Origin of the sequence: Achromobacter sp. AONIH1 (assembly GCF_002902905.1) — a bacterium.
Taxonomy (GTDB): domain Bacteria; phylum Pseudomonadota; class Gammaproteobacteria; order Burkholderiales; family Burkholderiaceae_B; genus Achromobacter.
The window spans coordinates 388,293-406,873 of record NZ_CP026124.1 but is presented as its reverse complement, the minus strand read 5'-3'; the positions used below and the strand labels follow the sequence as shown (position 1 = coordinate 406,873).

Sequence of the window (18,581 nt, the reverse complement as noted above, 5' to 3'; positions counted from 1 at the left end):
TTGAATGCCGCGAAGACGCTGGGGCGGTGAGTGTGCTTGGCGTTCTTTTGTGGCGTGGCTGGTCGTTGGAAGATATTGCGGGGACGCACAAAAAAGGCCGCGCGGGCGGCCATTTTTGTGCATATGGGAGATTTGATATGGAGGGCTGGGTTGAGTTGAGCTGGTGTGCAGGCTGGGGGAGTGCCGCGTGTTATTTGCTACGCGGGTTCCAGCTTGCGCCTGTTGTGCAGTGCCAAGTCGTTCAGCGAAACACCAGCGGCTATTCCCGTGCTTCCACTGGTCAGGGCTTCTCGTCCCGCTTGCGTCAGGTGTATCCGTGTGACGATGACCTTTGCTCCCGGCCTGGAGACAATTTCTTCCCGCGCGATCAAAGGGTGTAGCCCCTGTTTTGTCTGCTGGTTCATGTCAGTACCTCCGCGTCACATCGTCACCAATTGAATCGCCAATTGCGATGAGCAATGGGTTTGTCTCGGGTTCGCCGAATACGCGTGATCCGCTCGAATCCAGTTAGATCATGTCCAATTCATGTCGTCCACTTCGATCCTGCACAGGCAGCGCGGCAGCCAAGACACGTCCGGGCGCGAGCTGCGCGGCCTGAGTGGAGGAACGACACGAAACCATGGGATGGCGACGTTCACTTCGTCTGACTTTTGCTGATCTCAGCCAATCCAATGAGAAGTGCTGCGTGGCGAAGCAAGACACCACGTATGCAGAAACTGGCCGCCCGCGCGGCCAGTTTCTGCGGGCGACGCAAACCTCGCCCCCGACCACGGCTCCAGCAACGCCACATCCGTCGAAACTCGCAGCCCCTCGGGCGGGGCGGCGCGGCTGCGAGCAACCTCGATGCGCCCGAGGGAATCCGAAGGCAGCCGCCGCAGGCGGCAACGAGGATGACAACGGGGCAGTCCGGAGCGAAGGCTCCGGACCGCAATCGTGGGCGCGAGCAGCCGCGCCGCCCCGCCCGAGGGGCGGCCCAAGAAGCGACAGCAACGACACACACCACGAAGCACAACACGCAATTCAACGGCAGCGAGCACACCGAGCACACCGAGCACCCGCCCCCGCAAAAGGCCTCCTACTTAACAGCCACCTGCCCAGCCCCAGCCCCAGGCACAGGATTCCCCCATCCTCCACCCAACGCCCGAATCAACCCCACGGCAGACCGAGCCTGCTCCCCGCTCAGCTGCACCGACACCCGCTGCTGCAGCAACACGCTGCGATCCGCCTCGATCACATCCAGATAGTTGATCGCCCCCTCCCGATACTGCGTGTGCGACAGCTTCGCCGCCCGCGCCGCCGACTCCACGGCCGCGTCCTGCGCCCGCGTCTGGTCCGCCAGAATCCGCAGGTTCGCCAGATTGTCCTCGACCTCGCGGAACGCATTCAGCACCGTCTGCCGGTACAGCGCCACGTCTTCCTCGTAGACCGCGCGGGCGCGGTCCAGGCCGGCCTGGCGGCGGCCGCCGTCGAAGATCGGCATCGACAGCGCCGCGCCCACCAGCGGACCCAGCAGGAACGTGCGGCTGGACCACTGGAACAGATTGCCCAGCTCCGACGACTCGTAGCCGAACGCGCCGGTGATGTCCAGGCGCGGGAAGAACGCCGACTTGGCGGCGCCCACGCGCGCATTGGCGGCGGCCATCGCGCGCTCGGCGGCGGCGATATCCGGGCGGCGTTCCAGCAGCGTGGACGGCAGGCCGGCCGGCACCGATACCGCGACCTTCTGCAGCGGCTGCGGCGGCATGGCGAAGTCGGACGGCGCGCGGCCCAGCAGCACGGCCAGCGCGTGTTCGGCGGCGGCGCGGCGGCGGTCGATGCCCAGCGCCTCGGACTGCGCCTGCGCCAGCTCGGACCTGGCGCGCGCCAGGTCCAGCTCGCTGATGTCGCCGGCGTCATAGCGGCGCTGGATCAGTTGCAGCGTCTCGGTGCGCAGCTGCACCGTCTGGCGGTAGAGCTGCGCCTCGGCGTCCTGCTCGCGCACCAGGAAGTAGGTGGTGGCGACGTCGGCCTGCAGCGCCAGCAGCACCGAGCGGTACAGCGCCTCGCTCTGCTGCGCGTCGGCGGTGGCGGCGTCGGCCGTTGACGAAACGCGGCCGAACAGGTCGGCCTCGTAGGCCACGCTGGCCTGGGCGCGCCAGGTGGTCGACGGGCTGGTCGGCGTGCCGTCGGGCAGGCCGCGCGACACCGCCGAGGGGCGCTGGCGCGAGGGGCCGAAGGCGGCGTCCAGGCTGGGGAAGAAGGCGGCGCGCGCCTCGCGTTGCAGCGCGCGGGCCTGCGTCAGGCGGGCGGCGGCGGCCTGCAGGTTCTGGTTGGCGCGCAGCGCTTCTTCCTGCAACTGGTTCAGGCCCTCGTCGCCGAACAGCTTCCACCATTCGCCGCGCAGGGCTTGCTCGGCGGGTTCGGCGGTTTTCCAGCTGCCGGCTTCCGAGGCGGGCAGGGCGGCTTCCTTGTAGGCAGCCGGGGTGGCGGCCGCGGGCCGCTGGTAGTCCGGTCCCACCGCGCAGCCGGCCAGCACGAGCAGCGTGGCAAGCAGGGCGGAACCGCGGATCAGTCTTTTCTTCATGATGGCTATTCTCTTGAGGGCGCGTCCCGCCCCGCTGGACGGGACGCGCTGGCTTCTGGCTCTAGTCCTGGTTCGATGGCCGGATCAGGCGCCGTGCTGCGAGGCGGGCGGCGCGTGCGGGTCGATGTGCGGCACGCAGACCGGCGCTTCATGCGGCGCCGCCGAATGCAGCTGCTTGCCGCCGATGGAGCGCAGCAGCACGTAGAACACCGGCGTCAGGAACAGGCCGAACAGGGTCACGCCCAGCATGCCGAAGAACACGGCGACGCCCATGGCGTGGCGCATTTCCGAGCCGGCGCCGGACGACAGCACCAGCGGCACCACGCCCATGATGAAGGCGATCGACGTCATCAGGATGGGGCGCAGGCGCAGGCGGCTGGCCTCGATGGCGGCCTCCAGCGGGCTGCGGCCGTTCATCTCCAGCTCGCGGGCGAATTCCACGATCAGGATCGCGTTCTTGGCCGACAGGCCCACCAGCACCATCAGCCCGATCTGGGTGAAGATGTTGTTGTCGTTGCCGGTCAGGTACACGCCCGTCAGCGCGGCCAGGATGCTCATGGGCACGATCATGATTACGGCCAGCGGCAGCGTCAGGCTTTCGTACAGCGCGGCCAGCACCAGGAACACCAGCAGCACGCTGATGGGGAACACCCACAGGCCGGCGTTGCCCGCCAGGATCTGCTGGTAGGTCAGGTCGGTCCATTCCAGCTTCATGCCGCGCGGCAGCGTCTCGGCGGCCACGCGCTCGGCCGCGGCCTGGGCCTGATCGGACGAGTAGCCCGGCGCCGGGCCGCCGTTGATGTCGGCGGCGGTGTAGCCGTTGTAGCGCACCACCATTTCCGGGCCGAAGGTCTGCTTGACCGTGACCAGCGACGACAGCGGCACCATGTCACCGGCGTTGTTGCGGGTCTTCAGCTGCAGGATGTCGTCGGCATGGGCGCGGAACGGCGCGTCCGCCTGCGCCCGCACCTGGAAGACGCGGCCGAAGCGGTTGAAGTCGTTCACGTACATCGAGCCCAGGTAGATCTGCATGGTGTCGAACACTTCCGTCACCGGCACGCCCAGCTGCTTTGCCTTGACGCGGTCCAGGTCCACGTCCAGCTGCGGCACGTTGATCTCGTAGCTGGAGAAGGCCGGGCCCAGTTCCGGCGCCTGGCGCGCCTTGGCCAGGAAGGCGGCCTTGGCCTTGTCCAGCTCGGCATAGCCGGCGGCGCCGCGGTCCTCGATCTGGAACTTGAAGCCGCCCAGCGTGCCCAGGCCCATCACCGGCGGGGGCGGGAACACGGCGATGAACGCGTCCTGGATCGCGGCGAACTTCTGGTTCAGCGAGCCCGCGATGGCATTGCCCGACAGCGCCGCGCCCTTGCGCTCGTTGAACGGCTTGAGCATCACGAACACGATGCCGGCGCTGGAACTGTTGGTGAAACCGTTGATCGACAGGCCGGGGAAGGCGATGGCGCTCTGCACGCCGGGTTCCTTCAGGGCGATGTCGCTCATGCGTCGGATGACCGCGTCGGTGCGGTCCAGCGAGGCGCCGTTGGGCAGCTGCGTGAAGCCGATCAGGTACTGCTTGTCCTGCGCGGGCACGAAGCCGCCGGGCACCAGGTACGATACGCCGATGGTGGCGGCCACCAGCAGCGCGTACACGCCCATGGCGCCGGCCTTGCGGCGGATCACGCCGGACACGCCCACGCCATAGGATTCCGAGGCGCGGCCGAACAGGTTGTTGAAACCGTTGAAGAAGCGGCCGAAGACGCGGTTCATGCCACGGGTCAGCCAGTCCGGCTTCTCATGGTGGCCCTTGAGCAGGATGGCCGACAGCGCCGGCGACAGGGTCAGCGAGTTGAACGCCGAGATCACCGTCGAAATGGCGATGGTCATGGCGAACTGCTTGTAGAACTGCCCGGTCAGGCCGGTCATGAAGGCCAGCGGCACGAACACCGCGCACAGCGTCAGCGCGATGGCGATGATGGGGCCGCTCACTTCCCGCATGGCGCGGTAGGTCGCCTCGCGCGGCGTGAGCCCGGCGGCGATGTTGCGCTCGACGTTTTCCACCACGACGATGGCGTCGTCCACCACGATGCCGATGGCCAGCACCATGCCGAACAGCGACAGCGCGTTGATGGAATAGCCGAAGACCAGGAGCAGCGCGAAAGTGCCCACGATGGAGACCGGCACGGCCAGCAGCGGGATGATGGACGCGCGCCAGGTCTGCAGGAACAGGATCACCACCAGAACCACCAGCGCGATCGCTTCCAGCAGCGTGTGAACCACCGCCTCGATGCTGGCGCTGACGAACTGGGTGGGGTCGTACTCGATGCGGTATTCCACGCCCGGGGGAAAGTCCTGGGCCAGCTCGGCCATGGCCGCGCGCACCTTGGTGGACACGTCCAGCGCGTTGGCGCCGGGCGACTGCATGATGCCCATGCCCACCGCCTGCTTGTTGTCCAGCAGCGAGCGCAGGCCGTATTCCTGGGCGTCCAGCTCCACGCGCGCCACGTCGGACAGGTGCGTCACGGCGCCGTCGGGCGAGGTCTTCAGGATGATGTCGCGGAACTCCTCCTCGGTCTGCAGGCGGCCGCGCGCGTTCACGTTCAGCTGCAGCGGCACGTCGCCCAGCGTGGGCGAGGCGCCGATCACGCCGGCGGCAACCTGCACGTTCTGCTCGCGGATGGCGTTGATCACTTCGCCGGCGGTCATGCCGCGCTGCGCGACCTTCTGCGGGTCCAGCCAGACGCGCATCGAGTAGTTGCCCGAACCCCACACCGTCACTTCGCCCACGCCCGTGATGCGGGCCAGGCGGTCCTTGACGTTCAGGATCGCGTAGTTGCGCAGGTAGGTGATGTCGTAGCGGTCATTGGGCGAGATCAGGTGCACCACCAGCGTCAGCGTGGGCGAGCTCTTGGCCGTGGTCACGCCCAGGCGCTGCACGTCCGGCGGCAGGCGCGGCAGCGCCTGCGAGACGCGGTTCTGCACCAGCTGCTGGGCCTTGTCCGGGTCCACGCCCAGCTTGAAGTTGACGGTCAGCGTCAGGTTGCCGTCGCTGTTGGCCTGCGACTGCATGTAGAGCATGTTCTCCACGCCGTTGATGGATTCCTCCAGCGGCGAGGCGACGGTTTCGGCGATGACCTTGGGGTTGGCGCCGGGGTACTGGGCGCGTACCACCACCGAGGGCGGCACGACTTCCGGGTACTCGGAGATGGGCAGCTGGAACATGGCCAGCAGGCCCGCCAGCAGCACCAGCACGGACAGCACGCCCGCGAAGATCGGCCGGTCGATGAAGAATTTCGAGATGTTCATGAGGGGTCTCGTCGGGTGCGGCGGCTCAGTTCACCGAGGCCGCGGCGTTCGATGCGGTCTGGACCGGCTTGCGCTGGGCCGAGGCCATGGGCACGACGGTGGGCGTCACGGGGTCGCCCGGGCGGATGCGCTGCAGGCCGTTGACGACGATGCGCTCGCCGGCCGCGAGGCCGGAATCGACCACGCGCAGGCCGTCCTGGTTGGCGCCCAGCTTGACCTGGCGGTAGACGGCGTTGTTCTTGTCGTCCAGCACCAGCACGTAGCGCTTGTCCTGGTCGGTGCCGATGGCCTTCTCGTCGATCAGCACGGCCTGGCGCGGCTCGGTGCCGCCCAGGCGGATACGGGCGTACAGACCGGGCAGCAGCGAGCCGTCGGCGTTGTCGAACTCGGCGCGCACGCGGATGGTGCCGGACGTGGCGTCCAGGCGGTTGTCCACCGATTGCACGACGCCGGTGCGCGAATAGCCGTCCTCGTTGGCCAGGCCCAGTTCCACCGGCACGCTGCCGGCCTTGCCGTTGCGGGCCGGGTTGATGTACTTCAGGAAGGTTTGTTCGTCCACGTCGAACGATGCGTACATCTTGGACACCGACACCAGCGTGGTCAGCGGCACCGAGGCGGCGCCGGCGGCGACCACGTTGCCCACCGTGACCTCGGCGCGCGAGACGCGGCCGGCCACCGGGGCCTCGATGCGGGTGTAGCCCAGGTTCAGCCTGGCGTAGTCCAGCGCGGCCTGGGCGCCTTGCAGGTTGGCGGCGGCTTCGCGGGCGGCGTTCTGCTTTTCCTCGAAGTCGCGGCGGGCGATGGCGTTGTCGCCCAGCAGGCGCTGGCCGCGCGCCAGTTCGCTGGCGGTGTAGGAAGCGCGGGCGCGCGCCGCCGTCAGGGCGGCGGCGGCGCGGTCCACCTCGGCCGCGTAGGGGCGCGGGTCGATGGTGAAGAGCACATCGCCCTTCTTGACGATGGTGCCGTCCCGGAAGTGCACGGCGGTCAGGGTGCCGGAGACCAGCGGGCGGATGTCGACCCGGTCGATGGCTTCCAGGCGGCCGGAATAGCGCTGCCAGTCGACGATGGACTTGTTGACCACTTCGGCCACGTCGACCTGGGGCGCGGCGGGCGCGGTCTGGGCCTGGGCGGCATTGGCGCCGGCGGGCGCGCGAAACAGGGCATAGCCGCCGCCGGCCGCGATGACGGCTGCGAAAACGGCGAGCACAGCAAAACGATTACGCGAAACCATGATGTTCCTTGATGTGAGGAGAGGAGCGAAGCGTCCGCGCGTAAAGGCCGGGGGCGGGCGGCGGCGGCCGGCGGGCCGCCTGGGCGCGGCAATCCTCGGCTTCCGATTTATGTTGCGTTGCAACATCGACCGGGGTCGACTGTCCGGCGCTGGCAGCTTGGCTAGGGCTGGCCGGGGCGCGGACGCGGAGGCTGAGGGTTGACGTGCCCGTCTGGCGGTGCCGGGAGGCACGGGCGCTTCAAGATGGTTGCCATTCTGAGTGTTATCTGGTGCCGGATAAACCCGTCTGTTTCGGCAACACTAGTCGTCAAGAACGACTAATCCCGGCGGGTTTCGGGTTATGCTTCCCACACCCCGACTTTTACAGAGCACGCCGACATGGACCGTTTCCAGGCTATGCAGGTGTTCGTGCGCGTCGTGGACGCCAATAGCTTCACCCGGGCGGCCGACAGCCTTTCCCTTCCGCGCACCACCGTCACCACCATCATCCAGAACCTCGAACGCCTGCTGGGCGTGCGTCTGCTGAACCGCACCACGCGGCGCATCGGTCTGACGCCGGACGGCGCCGGCTATTACCAGCACTGCGTGCGCATTCTGGCCGACGTCGAGGAAACCGAGGCCTGCTTCCAGGAAGCGGCGTTGCGCCTGAAGGGGCGGCTGCGCATCGACGTGCCGACCTGCATCGGCCGGCTGATCCTGATTCCGTCATTGTGCGATTTCCACGACAAGTACCCCGACGTCGAGCTGGTGCTGGGCCTGGGCGACCGGCCGGTGGACATGGTGCAGGAAGCCGTCGACTGCGTGATCCGCTCCGGCGACCTGGAGGATTCCAGCCTGGTGGCGCGCCGCATCGGCATGCTGCAGACCGTGACCTGCGCGTCGCCGTCGTACATCTCGCGCCACGGCATGCCGCAGACCATCGAGGAACTGGGCCGGCATCACGCGGTGCATTACTTCATGAGCCGCAGCGGCCGCAACTGCGCCTGGAACTTCAAGGTGGACGACAAGCACCAGGAAGTCGAAATGAAGGGCACGGTGGCGGTGAACGAGGCCGGGGCCTACCTGGATTGCGGGCTGAAGGGCTTTGGCCTGATCCAGACCCCGCGCTACATGGCGTTGCCGCACCTGCAATCGGGCGAGCTGATCGAGGTGCTGCCGCAGTGGAAGCCCGGCGCCGTGCCGATGTCCATCCTCTACCCGCAGAGCCGCCAGCTCTCGCCCAAGGTGCGCGCCTTCGCCGACTGGGTGGCCGAGCTGTTCGCCAGCTGCCCGCTGTTGAGCGGCCGCGACGAGACCGATCCCGCCGCGCTCACCTGCGGCGTCTTCAAGAGCGAGGCGGCCAAGGCCCGGTTGCCCGCGCCGCAGCCCGAGCCCGCCCGCGCCACGCTGACCGAGGCCCTGCTGGGCCGGCGCAGCGCCCGCGAGGAAGCGGCGGAATACGCGCTGTAGGCGGACGATGGCGCCGGCCCGCTTAGGGCCGGCCGCCATCGCGCCGAGCGGCGCGGGACTTCGTCCCCGACGCTTTCGCGTCCGCCCGTCCCCGTTTCCTGGGGAAACCCCGTAGCAATTACAGGCTTCGCGTCCATCGCATGATGTGAAACGTCTGTATAGTCCGACAGTCAAAGCCCGTAACGCCTTTTCTGCCGATACGCATACATGCAGCCTGTTCTTCCCGCATACCTGATCGCCCGTGGGCTTTTGTTGCTCGTACTGTTGGCGGGAGCGTATTTCCTCAGCGGTTTCCTGGTGCCCGCGCTGGCGGCGCTGATCATCGGCCTGGCCAGCTGGCCGGTCTACCAGCGCCTGGTGACGCGCTGCGGCGGACGCACCGCGTTGGCGGCCACGCTGGCGCTGCTGGTGGTCATCGTGGTGCTGGTCGTGCCGCTGTCGCTGGCGCTGTCCTACGCCATCAAGGAAGCCAGCTCCTTCTTCGCCTGGGCCATCGCGGCCAACCGCCATGGCGTCGACGTGCCCGCCTGGATCACGTCCATGCCGGTGCTGGGCGAGCGGCTGGGGGAATACTGGCAGGCCTACATCGGCCAGCCCCACGCGCTGGGCGCGCTGGTCGAGGCCGTCAGCGGCGAACATCTGGGCAACATCTACCGCATGGTGCTGGCCGCCACTGGCAATGTGTTCCAGCTGCTGCTGACCGTGCTGTTCATGCTGATCACGCTGTTCTTCGTCTACAAGGACGGCAATCGCATGGTGGCCCAGCTGGACGTGCTGGGCGAACGCATCCTGCCGGCGCGCTGGCAGCGCTTCTCGCGCGTGGTGCCGGCCACCATCAACTCCACCGTCACCGGCATGGGCCTGATCGCCCTGGGCGAGGGCGTGGTGCTGGGCGTGGCCTACTGGATCGCGGGCGTGCCGTCGCCGGTGCTGCTGGGCGTGGTGACCGGCTTCATGGCGCTGATCCCCGGCGGCGCGCCGCTGTCCTTCACGCTGGTGTCGCTGTACCTGGTCGGTTCCGGCCACATGGTCGCCGGCATCGCGCTGATGGTCTGGGGCAGCGTGGAGCTGTTCATCGTCGACAAGACCCTGCGTCCGCGCCTGGTGGGCGGGCCGGTCAAGCTGCCGTTCCTGCCGACTTTCTTCGGCCTGGTGGGCGGGGTCAAGACCATGGGCATCGTGGGCCTGTTCGTCGGCCCGGTGCTGATGGCGCTGCTGGTGGCCGTGTGGCGCGAATGGGTGCACCACGAGGAACAGGAGCGCGACGCCGCCGCCGGCAAGTAAGTCATCCGGCGCGGCCGACGGCCGCCACGCCTGCGCGTCACAAGAAATTGAAATTTCTGTCTTGACAGAAATTTCAGGCGCCTCGACACTGGAGTCATGAAACTGACTCCCATCGCACAACGCTTCATTCTCCACTGGGGAGACATGGGCAACAGCTGGGGCGTGAACCGGACGGTCGCGCAGATCCACGCGCTGCTCTTTTTCCACGGCAGGCCGCTGAACGCCGAGGAAATCGCCGACACCCTGAACGCCGCGCGCTCCAATGTCAGCAACAGCCTCAAGGAATTGCTGAACTGGGGGCTGATCCGCAGCAGCCGCCGACCCGGCGACCGGCGCGACTACTTCGACACCTCCGCCGACGTCTGGGAACTGCTGCGCACCATCGTGCGCGAGCGCAAGCAGCGCGAATTCGATCCCACCTCGCAGATGCTGCGCGACCTGATCGCCGAGCCCGGCTTCGAGGAGGAATCGCCCGACACCCAGGACCGCGTGCACGAGACATTGCGCCTGATGGAATCGCTGGGCATCTGGACCGACGAGATGCTGCGCCTGTCCCCCTCGACGCTGGACAAGGTGTTGCGCCTGGGCGCCAGCGTGCAACGCTTCATCCGTTCCGGGCAGCCGCCCACGGCCGCCCCCAAGCGCAAACGCTGAGCGGATATTTCTGTAATCAGAGAAATGTGAGGTCATCATGCGTATCCTGGTCTGCGGCGGCACGGGGTTCATTGGCCGCCATATCGTCGACAGCCTGAAGCAGGCGGGCCATGAGCCCGTGCAGCGCAGCCGCCGCACGGCGCCCCCGCTGGATTTTTCCAAGGCGCTCACGGCCGAGGCCTGGCTGCCGCATCTGGCCGGCATCGACGCCGTGATCAACGCCGTGGGCGTGCTGCGCGACAGCGCCGGCCGGCCGCTGCAAGCCATGCATGCCGACGCCCCCATCGCGCTGTTCGACGCCTGCGCGGCGGCGGGCGTGCGGCGGGTGGTGCAGATCTCGGCCCTGGGCATCGCGCACAGCGCCACGCGCTACGCCAGCACCAAGCGTGCCGCCGACGAGCATCTGCTGGCGCTGACGGAGCAGGGGCGGTTGAACGGCTGCGTGCTGCGTCCCAGCGTGGTGTTCGGCGCCGGCGGCGCCAGCAGCCAGCTGTTCCTGGCCCTGGCGCGCCTGCCGGCCCTGCTGCTGCCGCGCGCGGTGCTGCAAGCGCGCGTGCAGCCCGTGGCCGTGCGCGACCTGGCCGACGCGGTGGCGCGCGTGGCGGGTTCGGATGCGCCGTCGGGCCTGGTCGAGATCGGCGGGCCCGAGGCCTTGCCGCTGGCGGACCTGATCGCCAGCCTGCGCGCGCAGATGGGTCACAGGCCGGCCTGCGTCGGCGCGCTGCCCGGCTGGCTGAGCCGGGCCAGCGCGCGCGCCGGCGACGGGTTGCCGTGGTCTCCCTGGTGCAGCGAAACGCTGGCGCTGCTGGAAAGCGACAACGTCACCGATCCGGCCGCCCTGGAGCGCTGGTTGGGCCGACCGGGCGTCGCGCCCGGACAGCTGCTGGCCACGCTGCGCCGCGACTGAACGGAAACCGTCGCATGGCTTTGTCCGCCGTAAATACCGTCCCCTGTGGCCAGCGCCTCATGCATGCCAGCCTGGTCGTCGTCTGGCTGGGCACGGCGCTCGTCAGCGCACTGGAACACAAAGGCTTGAGCGCACGGTTGCTGGCCGACGCCGGCATCCTCGACACGCACTGGCAGGCCCTGCTGGTCTGGAGCGGCCTGCTGGCCGACCTGGCCGTGGGCCTGGCGCTTTGGCTGCGGCCCGGCCGCTCCAGCTATCTGGCCGCGCTGGCGCTGATGCTGGCGATGACCGTGACGGCCAGCGTCCTGCAGCCCGCGCTGTGGCTGCATCCGCTCGGGCCGTTGCTTAAGAACCTGCCGATCGCGGCGATGCTGCTGCACCTGATGTCGGCCCACGCCAAGAAGAAGGAGCTCGCATGAATGCCTATCTGTTGCTCAAGTCCGTGCATATCGTGTCCAGCGTGCTGATGGTGGGCACGGGGTTGGGGTCGGCCTTCTACATGTTCTTCACCAACCGCAGCGGCAACGTCGCTGCCCAGGCCGTCGTCAGCCGGCTGGTGGTGCGTGCCGACTGGTGGTTCACCACGCCCTGCGTGATCATCCAGCCGATCTCGGGCATCGCGCTGGCGCATATGGCGGGCTGGTCGCCGACGACGCCCTGGCTGGCGCTGTCCATCGGCCTGTACGCGCTGGCGGGCGCCTGCTGGCTGCCGGTGGTCTGGCTGCAGCTGCGCATGGCGGCCATGGCGCGCGACGCGCACGCGGCGCAGGGGGCGCTGCCCAAGCGGTACGCGCGGTATGCGCGGCGTTGGGAGGCGCTGGGCTACCCGGCCTTCATCGCCATGGCCGTGACCTACTACCTGATGGTCAACAAGCCCGCGCTGTGGGGCGGATGAAACCCGCGTCGGGAGCGCGGGCTTGCCCAGGGCGATTTGCAGTAATCTAGCGCCCTTGCGTCCGCTTGCTGTCGGAGCCCCGTGGACGCCCGTGTTGCCTTGAGAATCGAGATGGCCGCGTTGCCCACAGATGAACAGATAGCCGTCCTGCGCGAGCAGGGCTTCGTGGTGGCGCGCGGTTTCGCCGACGCTGGCAGGGTGGCCGCCTTGCGCGCGCTGTCCGAGCGCCATTTGCGGGATCACGTCGCGCCGATCGAATACGAAGCCGACCTGCGCTATCCCGGCGCGCCCGAGTCGCGCCAGGCCGAGGGCGGCCAGACCGTGCGCCGCCTGCTGTCCGCCTACGGTCGTGACCCGCTGTACGCGCAATGGGCCACGGACCCGGCCATCGGCCAGTGGCTGGCGCGCTATTTCGGCGAGACGCCGGTGCTGTCCACCGTGCACCACAATTGCGTCATGACCAAGCATCCGGCCTACGGCAGCCTGACCGGCTGGCATCAGGACATCCGCTACTGGTCGTTCTCGGATACCGATCTGGTGTCCTGCTGGCTTGCCCTGGGCCACGAGACGCGCGCCAACGGCGGCCTTTCATTCATCCCCGGCTCGCATGCGGCGGCGTTCCAGCCGGCCCAGTTCGACGCCAAGAAATTCTTCCGCGACGACGAGCCGCTGAACGCGCCCTGGATCGCGCGCGCGGTCTGCCCGGACCTGGAGCCGGGCGATGTGGTGTTCTTCCACTGTCGCACGCTGCACGCCGCCCAGGGCAACAGCAGTGACCGCGTCAAGCTGTCGCTGGTCCACACCTATCATCCGCAATCCTGTCACCCGTTGCCCGGCACGCGCTCGGCCAGCCAGCCGGGCGTGCCGCTGGCGGGCTGAGCCCGGCCTCAGCCGCGCCGGCCCAGCCGCCACAGCAGCAGCGCCGACAGCGCAATGGCGGCCACGTTGAATTGCAGCGCGCTGGCGAAGGCCTGCGCATAGCGGTCGCCGGCCGCCGCGCCAGCGCCGGCCTCCAGCGCGCCGCTGAACAGCATGCCCGCGGCCGCCACGCCCAGCGCCGCGCCCACCTGTTGCAACGTCGACACCACGCCGGCGGCCATGCCGGCCTGATGGTCCGGCACCAGGCCCAGCGTCAGGTTCACCAGCGGCGTGTTGACCGCGCCCTGCGCCGCGCCCAGCCACACCAGCACCGGCACCAGCGACCAGGGCGACAGCGCTCCGCCGGCCGCACCCACCTGCAGCATCAGCGCCGCCGTGGCGCCGCCATAGAGCAGCGCGGCCAGCGCGATGGCCGGCGTGCCGTGGCGCGCCACCAGTCGCGGCGCCAGCATCGAGCCGGCCACGAAGCCCACGCTGGCCGGCGCGAAGATGGAACCCGCCGTCAGCGCGTCCACGCCCAGCCCGGTCTGCATCAGCAGCGCGTAGCACAGGAACAGCGCGGCGGCCGTCGAGAACACCAGCAGCACCAGCAGGCAGCCGGTGGCGAAGCGCGGCTGCGTCAGCAGGGGCATGTCCACCAGCGGCGCGCCGCCGGCCGCGCCGATGCGGCGCTGCGCGCGCACGAACAATGCCAGCGCGGCCACGGCCAGCATGGCGCTGGCCAGCGTCCAGGCAGGCCAGTGCCGCGCCGGGCCCTCGATCAGCGCCAGCATCAGCAGGCCCAGGCCCAGCCCGGCCAGCGCGGCACCGGGCCAGTCCATCGACGAGGCCGAAGGCTCGCGCGACTCCGGCAGATGGCGCGCCAGCTTCCAGGCGGCCAGGCCCAGCGGCACATTGACCAGGAAGATCACGCGCCAGGACAGGCCGAACAGGTCGGCGTGCACGATCCAGCCGCCCAGCACCTGGCCGGCGATGGCCGCCAGCCCCAGCGTCATGCCTAGTAGGCCGAACGCGCGGCGGCGCGCGTGGCCGTCGTAGCTGACGCGGATCAGCGCGTACACCTGCGGGAACAGCATGGCCGCCGCCACGCCCTGCAGCGCGCGCGCGCAGATCAGCGCATTGGCGTCCGGCGCCAGCCCGCACAGCGCCGAGGTCAGCGCGAAGCCCAGCATGCCCAACACGAACAGCCGGCGCCGGCCCAGGCGGTCGCCCAGCCGGCTGCCGGCGATCAGCAGCACGCCATAGGCCAGCTCGTAGGCCACGATGATGAAGTTGATCTGCGCGAAGCTCGCGTCCAGCGTGCGCTGCATGCTGGGGATGGCGATGTTCACCACGAACAGGTCGAAGATGGTGATGAAGCCGCCGGACAGCAGCACGGCCAGACCCAGGCGGCCGGGACGCGCGGCCCGGGCGGGGCAGGGAGAGGGAAGGGCGGAAGTGGTCATGGAGGCGCCGGAACAATGAAATCCAGAAGGAAACGGCGCTATTCTGTGAGCCTCTTCAGGCTTATACAATTTAGCTGTTTATGCTGTTACTACAGGCAATAGACTGGCCGTTCTCCTCTGTTCCCGCGCACGCGCCCGGTGGCCCGGCGGCGAGACGGTCCGCGCCATTGCGCGCGCCCGCGCCGCGCGGGTTCGAGCGGCGCGTTCCTTGCGTCAGGCTTCCATGAACGACACCGCCGCGGTCCCCGCTTCCACCACGCCGCGCCTGGCGCGTACCCGCGCCGACCTGTCCGAATTCCTGCGCCTGCGGCGCGAACGCCTGAGTCCCGCCGAACTCGGCCTGCCGGCAGGCGGCCGGCGGCGCACGCCGGGACTGCGACGCGAGGAAGTGGCCGCGCTCGCCGGGGTGGGCCTGGCCTGGTACACCTGGTTCGAGCAGGGCCGCAACATCAGCGTGTCGGCCGGCTTCCTGGACAACCTGGCGCGGGTATTGAAGCTGGACGCGGCCGAGCGCCGCCACCTGTACCTGCTGGCGCACCAGCGTCCGCCGGCCGAGCCCGGCCGCACGCTCTGTACCGTGCCGCCGCAGCTGCGCCGGCTGATGGACGATCTGCCGGCCCGACCCGCCTACATCCTCAACCTGCGCTGGGACGTGGTGGCCTGGAACGCGGCGGCGGACAAGGTATTCCGCTATTCGGCGCAGGCGCCGGGCCGCCGCAACCTGCTGTGGATGCTGTTCGTCGATCCGCACATGCGCGAGGTCTTCGTGGACTGGCAGGCGCAGGCGCCGCGCATGCTGTCGAGTTTTCGCCGCAGCTTCGCCAGCGCCTCCGACGTGCCCGACATCGTTGAGCTGGTCGAGGAGCTGGAGCGCGTATCGCCGGACTTCAAGGCCTGGTGGCGCGAGCACGATGTGCATGGTTCCTGCCTGGGCCTGCGCAGCCTGAACCTGGGCGCGCTGGGCGAGGTGGCCTTCGAGCACGCCACGCTGACCGTGGACGAGAACCGGCACCTGAGCCTGGTGGTGTACGCACCGGCGCCCGACGATGCCAGGGCGGCCGAGGCCGCGAAATGGCTGGCGCGCCGGCCCGCCGCGCGTGGCTCCAGAGAATAGGCGCGGCGTGGCGCTACGGCGGCGGCGCGCCCGGCTCCTATAGTCTGGGCTTGTCCGCAACGCGCCGCGTGGCGCCGCAGAAAATGAGCAAGGATTCGCTTTCCCGGCGCCAGGCGCTGGCGCTGCTGGCCGTGGTGGTGCTGGCCTGGGGCTTCACCTGGGTCGTCAGCAAGCTGCTGCTGCAATACATGACGCCCTTGTGGGCGGTGGCCGCGCGCAGCGCCGTCGGCGCCGTGGCCTTGCTGCTATTGGGGCTGGCGCTGCGCCGCGTGGCCTGGCCGGTGCGTGCCGACATTCCCGTGATCCTGAGCGTGGGGCTGTTGCACATGGGCGCGTTCGCCGCGCTGGTGAGCCTGGGATTGCAGCATGTGCCGGCCGGACGCTCGGTGGTGCTGGCCTACACCACGCCGCTCTGGGTCATCCCGGCCGCGCGGCTGTTCCTGGGCGAACCGATCGGACCGGGCCGCCGCGCCGGGCTGCTGCTGGGGCTGGCCGGCCTGGTCCTGATCTTCAATCCGCTGGCATTCGACTGGAGCGACCGCGCGGCCATCTTCGGCAATGCGCTGGTGCTGCTCGCGGCGCTGTGCTGGGCCGCCAACATCGTCTATGTGCGCGCCCACCGCTGGGTGACGCCGCCGTTCGAGCTGGCCTTCTGGCAGGCGCTGCTGGCGACCGTGGTGTTGTCGGCGGTGGCCTGGGCGAGGGAAGGCGCGCCGCGCGTGATCTGGGGCGCGGACCTCGCGTGGCTGCTCGGCTACGGCGGGGTGTTCGGCATCGCCGTGGCGTATTGGGCGGCGGTGAACGTCAACCGCTCCTTGCCGGCCGGCGTCACATCCATCGGCCTGCTGGGCGTGCCCGTGTTCGGCCTGCTGTGCTCGGCGGCGGTGCTGGGCGAGCCCCTGGGCGGCGCGCTGCTGGCCGGCATGGGGCTGATCGTGGGGGGGATCGCGCTGGGGGTGCGCGAACGCGGAGGTTGACGGCGGGAAAGGCCGAGGTGTATCTTTCGATATATATCTTTAGATATATCTAAAGACTAACCAAGAGAGGCCCCCATGCGCCACACCGAATTCCTTGTCGCCTTTGCGCGCGCCGCGCGCCAGATGCGCCGCGACGCCCACGGCGGGCACCGCGGCGATCGCCGCGACCATGCCATGTTCCACCGCGACGGCCGCCACGCCGAACGACACGACCGTTCCGTCGGCGCGTTCTGCGGTGACTGGAACGAGCACTCCCATCGCCACGGCCATCAAGGCCATCACGGTCATCATGAACACCAGGGCCATCACGGCGACCATGAACGTCACGCCCATCACGAAGGCCACGGTTATCACGAACACCACGGCCGCCACGAAGACCACGGCATGCGCGGCCGGCACGCGCGCCATGCCAGCGGTGGCGGCTGGATGCCGGGCGGCCCTGGCGGTCGCGGCGGCGATGCCGACGACGATTTCGGCGGCGACGGCCGTGGCTGGACGCGCGGACGCCGCGTGTCGGCCGAAGACCTGCAACTGATGCTGCTGGGCCTGCTGGAGCAGAATCCCAGCCACGGTTACGAGCTTATCAAGGCGCTGGGCACGCTGAGCAACGGCTTCTACACGCCCAGCCCCGGCATGGTGTATCCCGCGCTGACGTACCTGGAAGAGCTGGGCTACGCCACCGTGGAGCAGGACGGCGCCAAGAAGCGCTACAGCCTGGCCGTGCCGGGTCGCGCATACCTCGACGCCAACCGCGACCGCCTGTCGGTGCAGTTCAACAAGTTCAAGCACATCGCGCGCAAGATGGATTGGATGCGCCAGGCCTGGAGCGGCCAGCCGCCAGACCTGGGCCCCGAGGGCGAGGACCGCGCCACCGGCTGGGTGCCGGAGTTCGTGCAGGCCCGCAGCGCGCTCAAGCGCGCCCTGCTGGACAGCACCGACGCCAAGCCGGCCGAACAGCGCCGCATCGCCGACATCCTGCGCCGCGCCACCGAAGCCATCACGGGCAAGTCCCGCGATTGATTCCCCGTTTTCCTGTCCGGAGCATTCATGAGCCGTAGCGATCTATCTGTCGAGCGTGTGCGCCATCACCTGAAAATGCGCATGCTCATCGTGTCCCGCGTGGAGCGCGTGGCCGGGCTGATGGCCCGCGTCACCTTCACCGGGGCCGACCTGCAGGACTTCGTGTCGCCGTCCTTCGACGATCACGTCAAGCTGTTCTTTCCGTCCGATCCGTCGCAGCCGCTGGTCCTGCCCAGCGTCACGCCCGACGGCATCAAGTTTCCCGACGACGCGCCGCGCCCGCAGGCGCGCGACTACACGCCGCGCTATTTCGACGCGGCACGCCAGGAACTGGTCATCGACTTCGTGATGCACGGCGACGGTCCCGCATCGACCTGGGCCGAGCGCGCCGCGCCCGGCCAGGTGCTGGGTATCGGCGGCCCGCGCGGTTCCTTCGTGGTGCGGATGGGCTTCGACTGGCATGTGCTGATCGGCGACGAGACCGCCTTGCCCGCGATTTCCCGGCGGATCGAGGAATTGCCCGCGTCCGCGCAGGTCATCGCGCTGATCGAAGTGCCGGATGCGGACAATGAAATCGCGCTGGACACGCGCGCGCGGGCCTCGGTACGCTGGCTGCATCGCAACGGCGTGGCGGCCGGCTACAGCACCCTGTTGCTGGAAGCCGCGCGCGAGCTGAAGCTGCCGGAAGGCGAGGGCTATGTCTGGGTGGCGGCGGAGTCTGCCACCGCCAAGGCGCTGCGCGAGATCATGGTGGGCCAGCATGGCGTGGACAAGCGCCGCATCCGCGCGGCCAGCTACTGGAAGCGCGGCGTCGCGGCCGTGCACGAGTCGCACGACGACTGAGTCTTGCTCATCCCGACAGT

Annotated in this window: 17 protein-coding genes; 11 read left to right on the top strand and 6 right to left on the bottom strand. The window is 69.0% G+C overall.

Annotated elements, in window-relative coordinates:
• Nucleotides 1-197: 197 nt before the first annotated feature.
• From C2U31_RS01845 to C2U31_RS01830, 4 genes are all read right to left on the bottom strand, one after another.
• Nucleotides 198-404, bottom strand: coding sequence for a hypothetical protein (locus tag C2U31_RS01845; protein ID WP_103271280.1), 207 nt, complete (start codon nt 402-404; stop codon nt 198-200).
• A gap of 671 nt (nt 405-1,075) precedes the next feature.
• The gene (locus C2U31_RS01840; protein WP_103271279.1) at nt 1,076-2,563 is read right to left on the bottom strand and encodes an efflux transporter outer membrane subunit; all 1,488 of its coding nucleotides are present in this window, start codon (nt 2,561-2,563) and stop codon (nt 1,076-1,078) included.
• Nucleotides 2,564-2,647: 84 nt separating this feature from the next.
• Nucleotides 2,648-5,863 carry an efflux RND transporter permease subunit gene (locus C2U31_RS01835; protein WP_103271278.1) on the bottom strand — a complete coding sequence of 1,072 codons (3,216 nt, stop codon included), beginning with the start codon at nt 5,861-5,863 and terminating at the stop codon, nt 2,648-2,650.
• Between the two features lie 25 nt (nt 5,864-5,888).
• On the bottom strand, nt 5,889-7,094 hold the full coding sequence (locus C2U31_RS01830; protein ID WP_199770936.1) for an efflux RND transporter periplasmic adaptor subunit: 1,206 nt from the start codon (nt 7,092-7,094) through the stop codon (nt 5,889-5,891).
• A gap of 378 nt (nt 7,095-7,472) precedes the next feature.
• Here C2U31_RS01830 and C2U31_RS01825 point away from each other — a divergent pair, with 378 nt between their 5' ends.
• From C2U31_RS01825 to C2U31_RS01795, 7 genes are all read left to right on the top strand, one after another.
• Nucleotides 7,473-8,543 (top strand): LysR family transcriptional regulator, encoded by a 1,071-nt coding sequence (locus tag C2U31_RS01825; protein WP_103271277.1) that lies wholly within the window; start codon nt 7,473-7,475, stop codon nt 8,541-8,543.
• Between the two features lie 207 nt (nt 8,544-8,750).
• Entirely contained in the window at nt 8,751-9,827 is a 1,077-nt protein-coding gene (locus C2U31_RS01820; protein WP_103271276.1) for an AI-2E family transporter, read from the top strand.
• A gap of 96 nt (nt 9,828-9,923) precedes the next feature.
• The gene (locus C2U31_RS01815) at nt 9,924-10,481 is read left to right on the top strand and encodes a GbsR/MarR family transcriptional regulator (protein ID WP_103271275.1); all 558 of its coding nucleotides are present in this window, start codon (nt 9,924-9,926) and stop codon (nt 10,479-10,481) included.
• 37 nt (nt 10,482-10,518) lie between these two features.
• A complete protein-coding gene (locus C2U31_RS01810) occupies nt 10,519-11,388 on the top strand; it encodes an NAD-dependent epimerase/dehydratase family protein (RefSeq protein ID WP_103271274.1) in 870 nt (289 codons plus the stop codon).
• 14 nt (nt 11,389-11,402) lie between these two features.
• Nucleotides 11,403-11,807, top strand: a complete 405-nt coding sequence (locus C2U31_RS01805) for a DoxX-like family protein (protein WP_103271273.1) — start codon at nt 11,403-11,405, stop codon at nt 11,805-11,807.
• Nucleotides 11,804-12,283 carry a DUF2269 domain-containing protein gene (locus C2U31_RS01800; protein ID WP_103271272.1) on the top strand — a complete coding sequence of 160 codons (480 nt, stop codon included), beginning with the start codon at nt 11,804-11,806 and terminating at the stop codon, nt 12,281-12,283. Before C2U31_RS01805 ends, C2U31_RS01800 begins: the two co-directional genes overlap by 4 nt.
• A 111-nt stretch (nt 12,284-12,394) precedes the next feature.
• Nucleotides 12,395-13,162: a phytanoyl-CoA dioxygenase family protein gene (locus tag C2U31_RS01795; RefSeq protein ID WP_103271271.1), complete on the top strand. Its 768-nt coding sequence runs from the start codon at nt 12,395-12,397 to the stop codon at nt 13,160-13,162.
• A gap of 8 nt (nt 13,163-13,170) precedes the next feature.
• Here C2U31_RS01795 and C2U31_RS01790 read toward each other — a convergent pair whose 3' ends face one another.
• A complete protein-coding gene (locus C2U31_RS01790; protein ID WP_103271270.1) occupies nt 13,171-14,607 on the bottom strand; it encodes an MFS transporter in 1,437 nt (478 codons plus the stop codon).
• A gap of 223 nt (nt 14,608-14,830) precedes the next feature.
• Here C2U31_RS01790 and C2U31_RS01785 point away from each other — a divergent pair, with 223 nt between their 5' ends.
• Nucleotides 14,831-15,721, top strand: coding sequence for a helix-turn-helix transcriptional regulator (locus tag C2U31_RS01785; RefSeq protein ID WP_103271269.1), 891 nt, complete (start codon nt 14,831-14,833; stop codon nt 15,719-15,721).
• Nucleotides 15,722-15,804: 83 nt separating this feature from the next.
• On the top strand, nt 15,805-16,698 hold the full coding sequence (locus C2U31_RS01780; RefSeq protein WP_103271268.1) for a DMT family transporter: 894 nt from the start codon (nt 15,805-15,807) through the stop codon (nt 16,696-16,698).
• A gap of 39 nt (nt 16,699-16,737) precedes the next feature.
• Here C2U31_RS01780 and C2U31_RS01775 read toward each other — a convergent pair whose 3' ends face one another.
• On the bottom strand, nt 16,738-17,106 hold the full coding sequence (locus C2U31_RS01775) for a hypothetical protein (protein ID WP_103271267.1): 369 nt from the start codon (nt 17,104-17,106) through the stop codon (nt 16,738-16,740).
• Here C2U31_RS01775 and C2U31_RS01770 point away from each other — a divergent pair.
• Both C2U31_RS01770 and C2U31_RS01765 read left to right on the top strand, forming a co-directional pair.
• A complete protein-coding gene (locus C2U31_RS01770; RefSeq protein ID WP_199770935.1) occupies nt 17,083-17,718 on the top strand; it encodes a PadR family transcriptional regulator in 636 nt (211 codons plus the stop codon). The two genes, C2U31_RS01775 and C2U31_RS01770, sit on opposite strands and share 24 nt — an antisense overlap.
• Before the next feature lie 27 nt (nt 17,719-17,745).
• The gene (locus C2U31_RS01765; RefSeq protein ID WP_103271266.1) at nt 17,746-18,561 is read left to right on the top strand and encodes a siderophore-interacting protein; all 816 of its coding nucleotides are present in this window, start codon (nt 17,746-17,748) and stop codon (nt 18,559-18,561) included.
• Nucleotides 18,562-18,581: the final 20 nt, after the last annotated feature.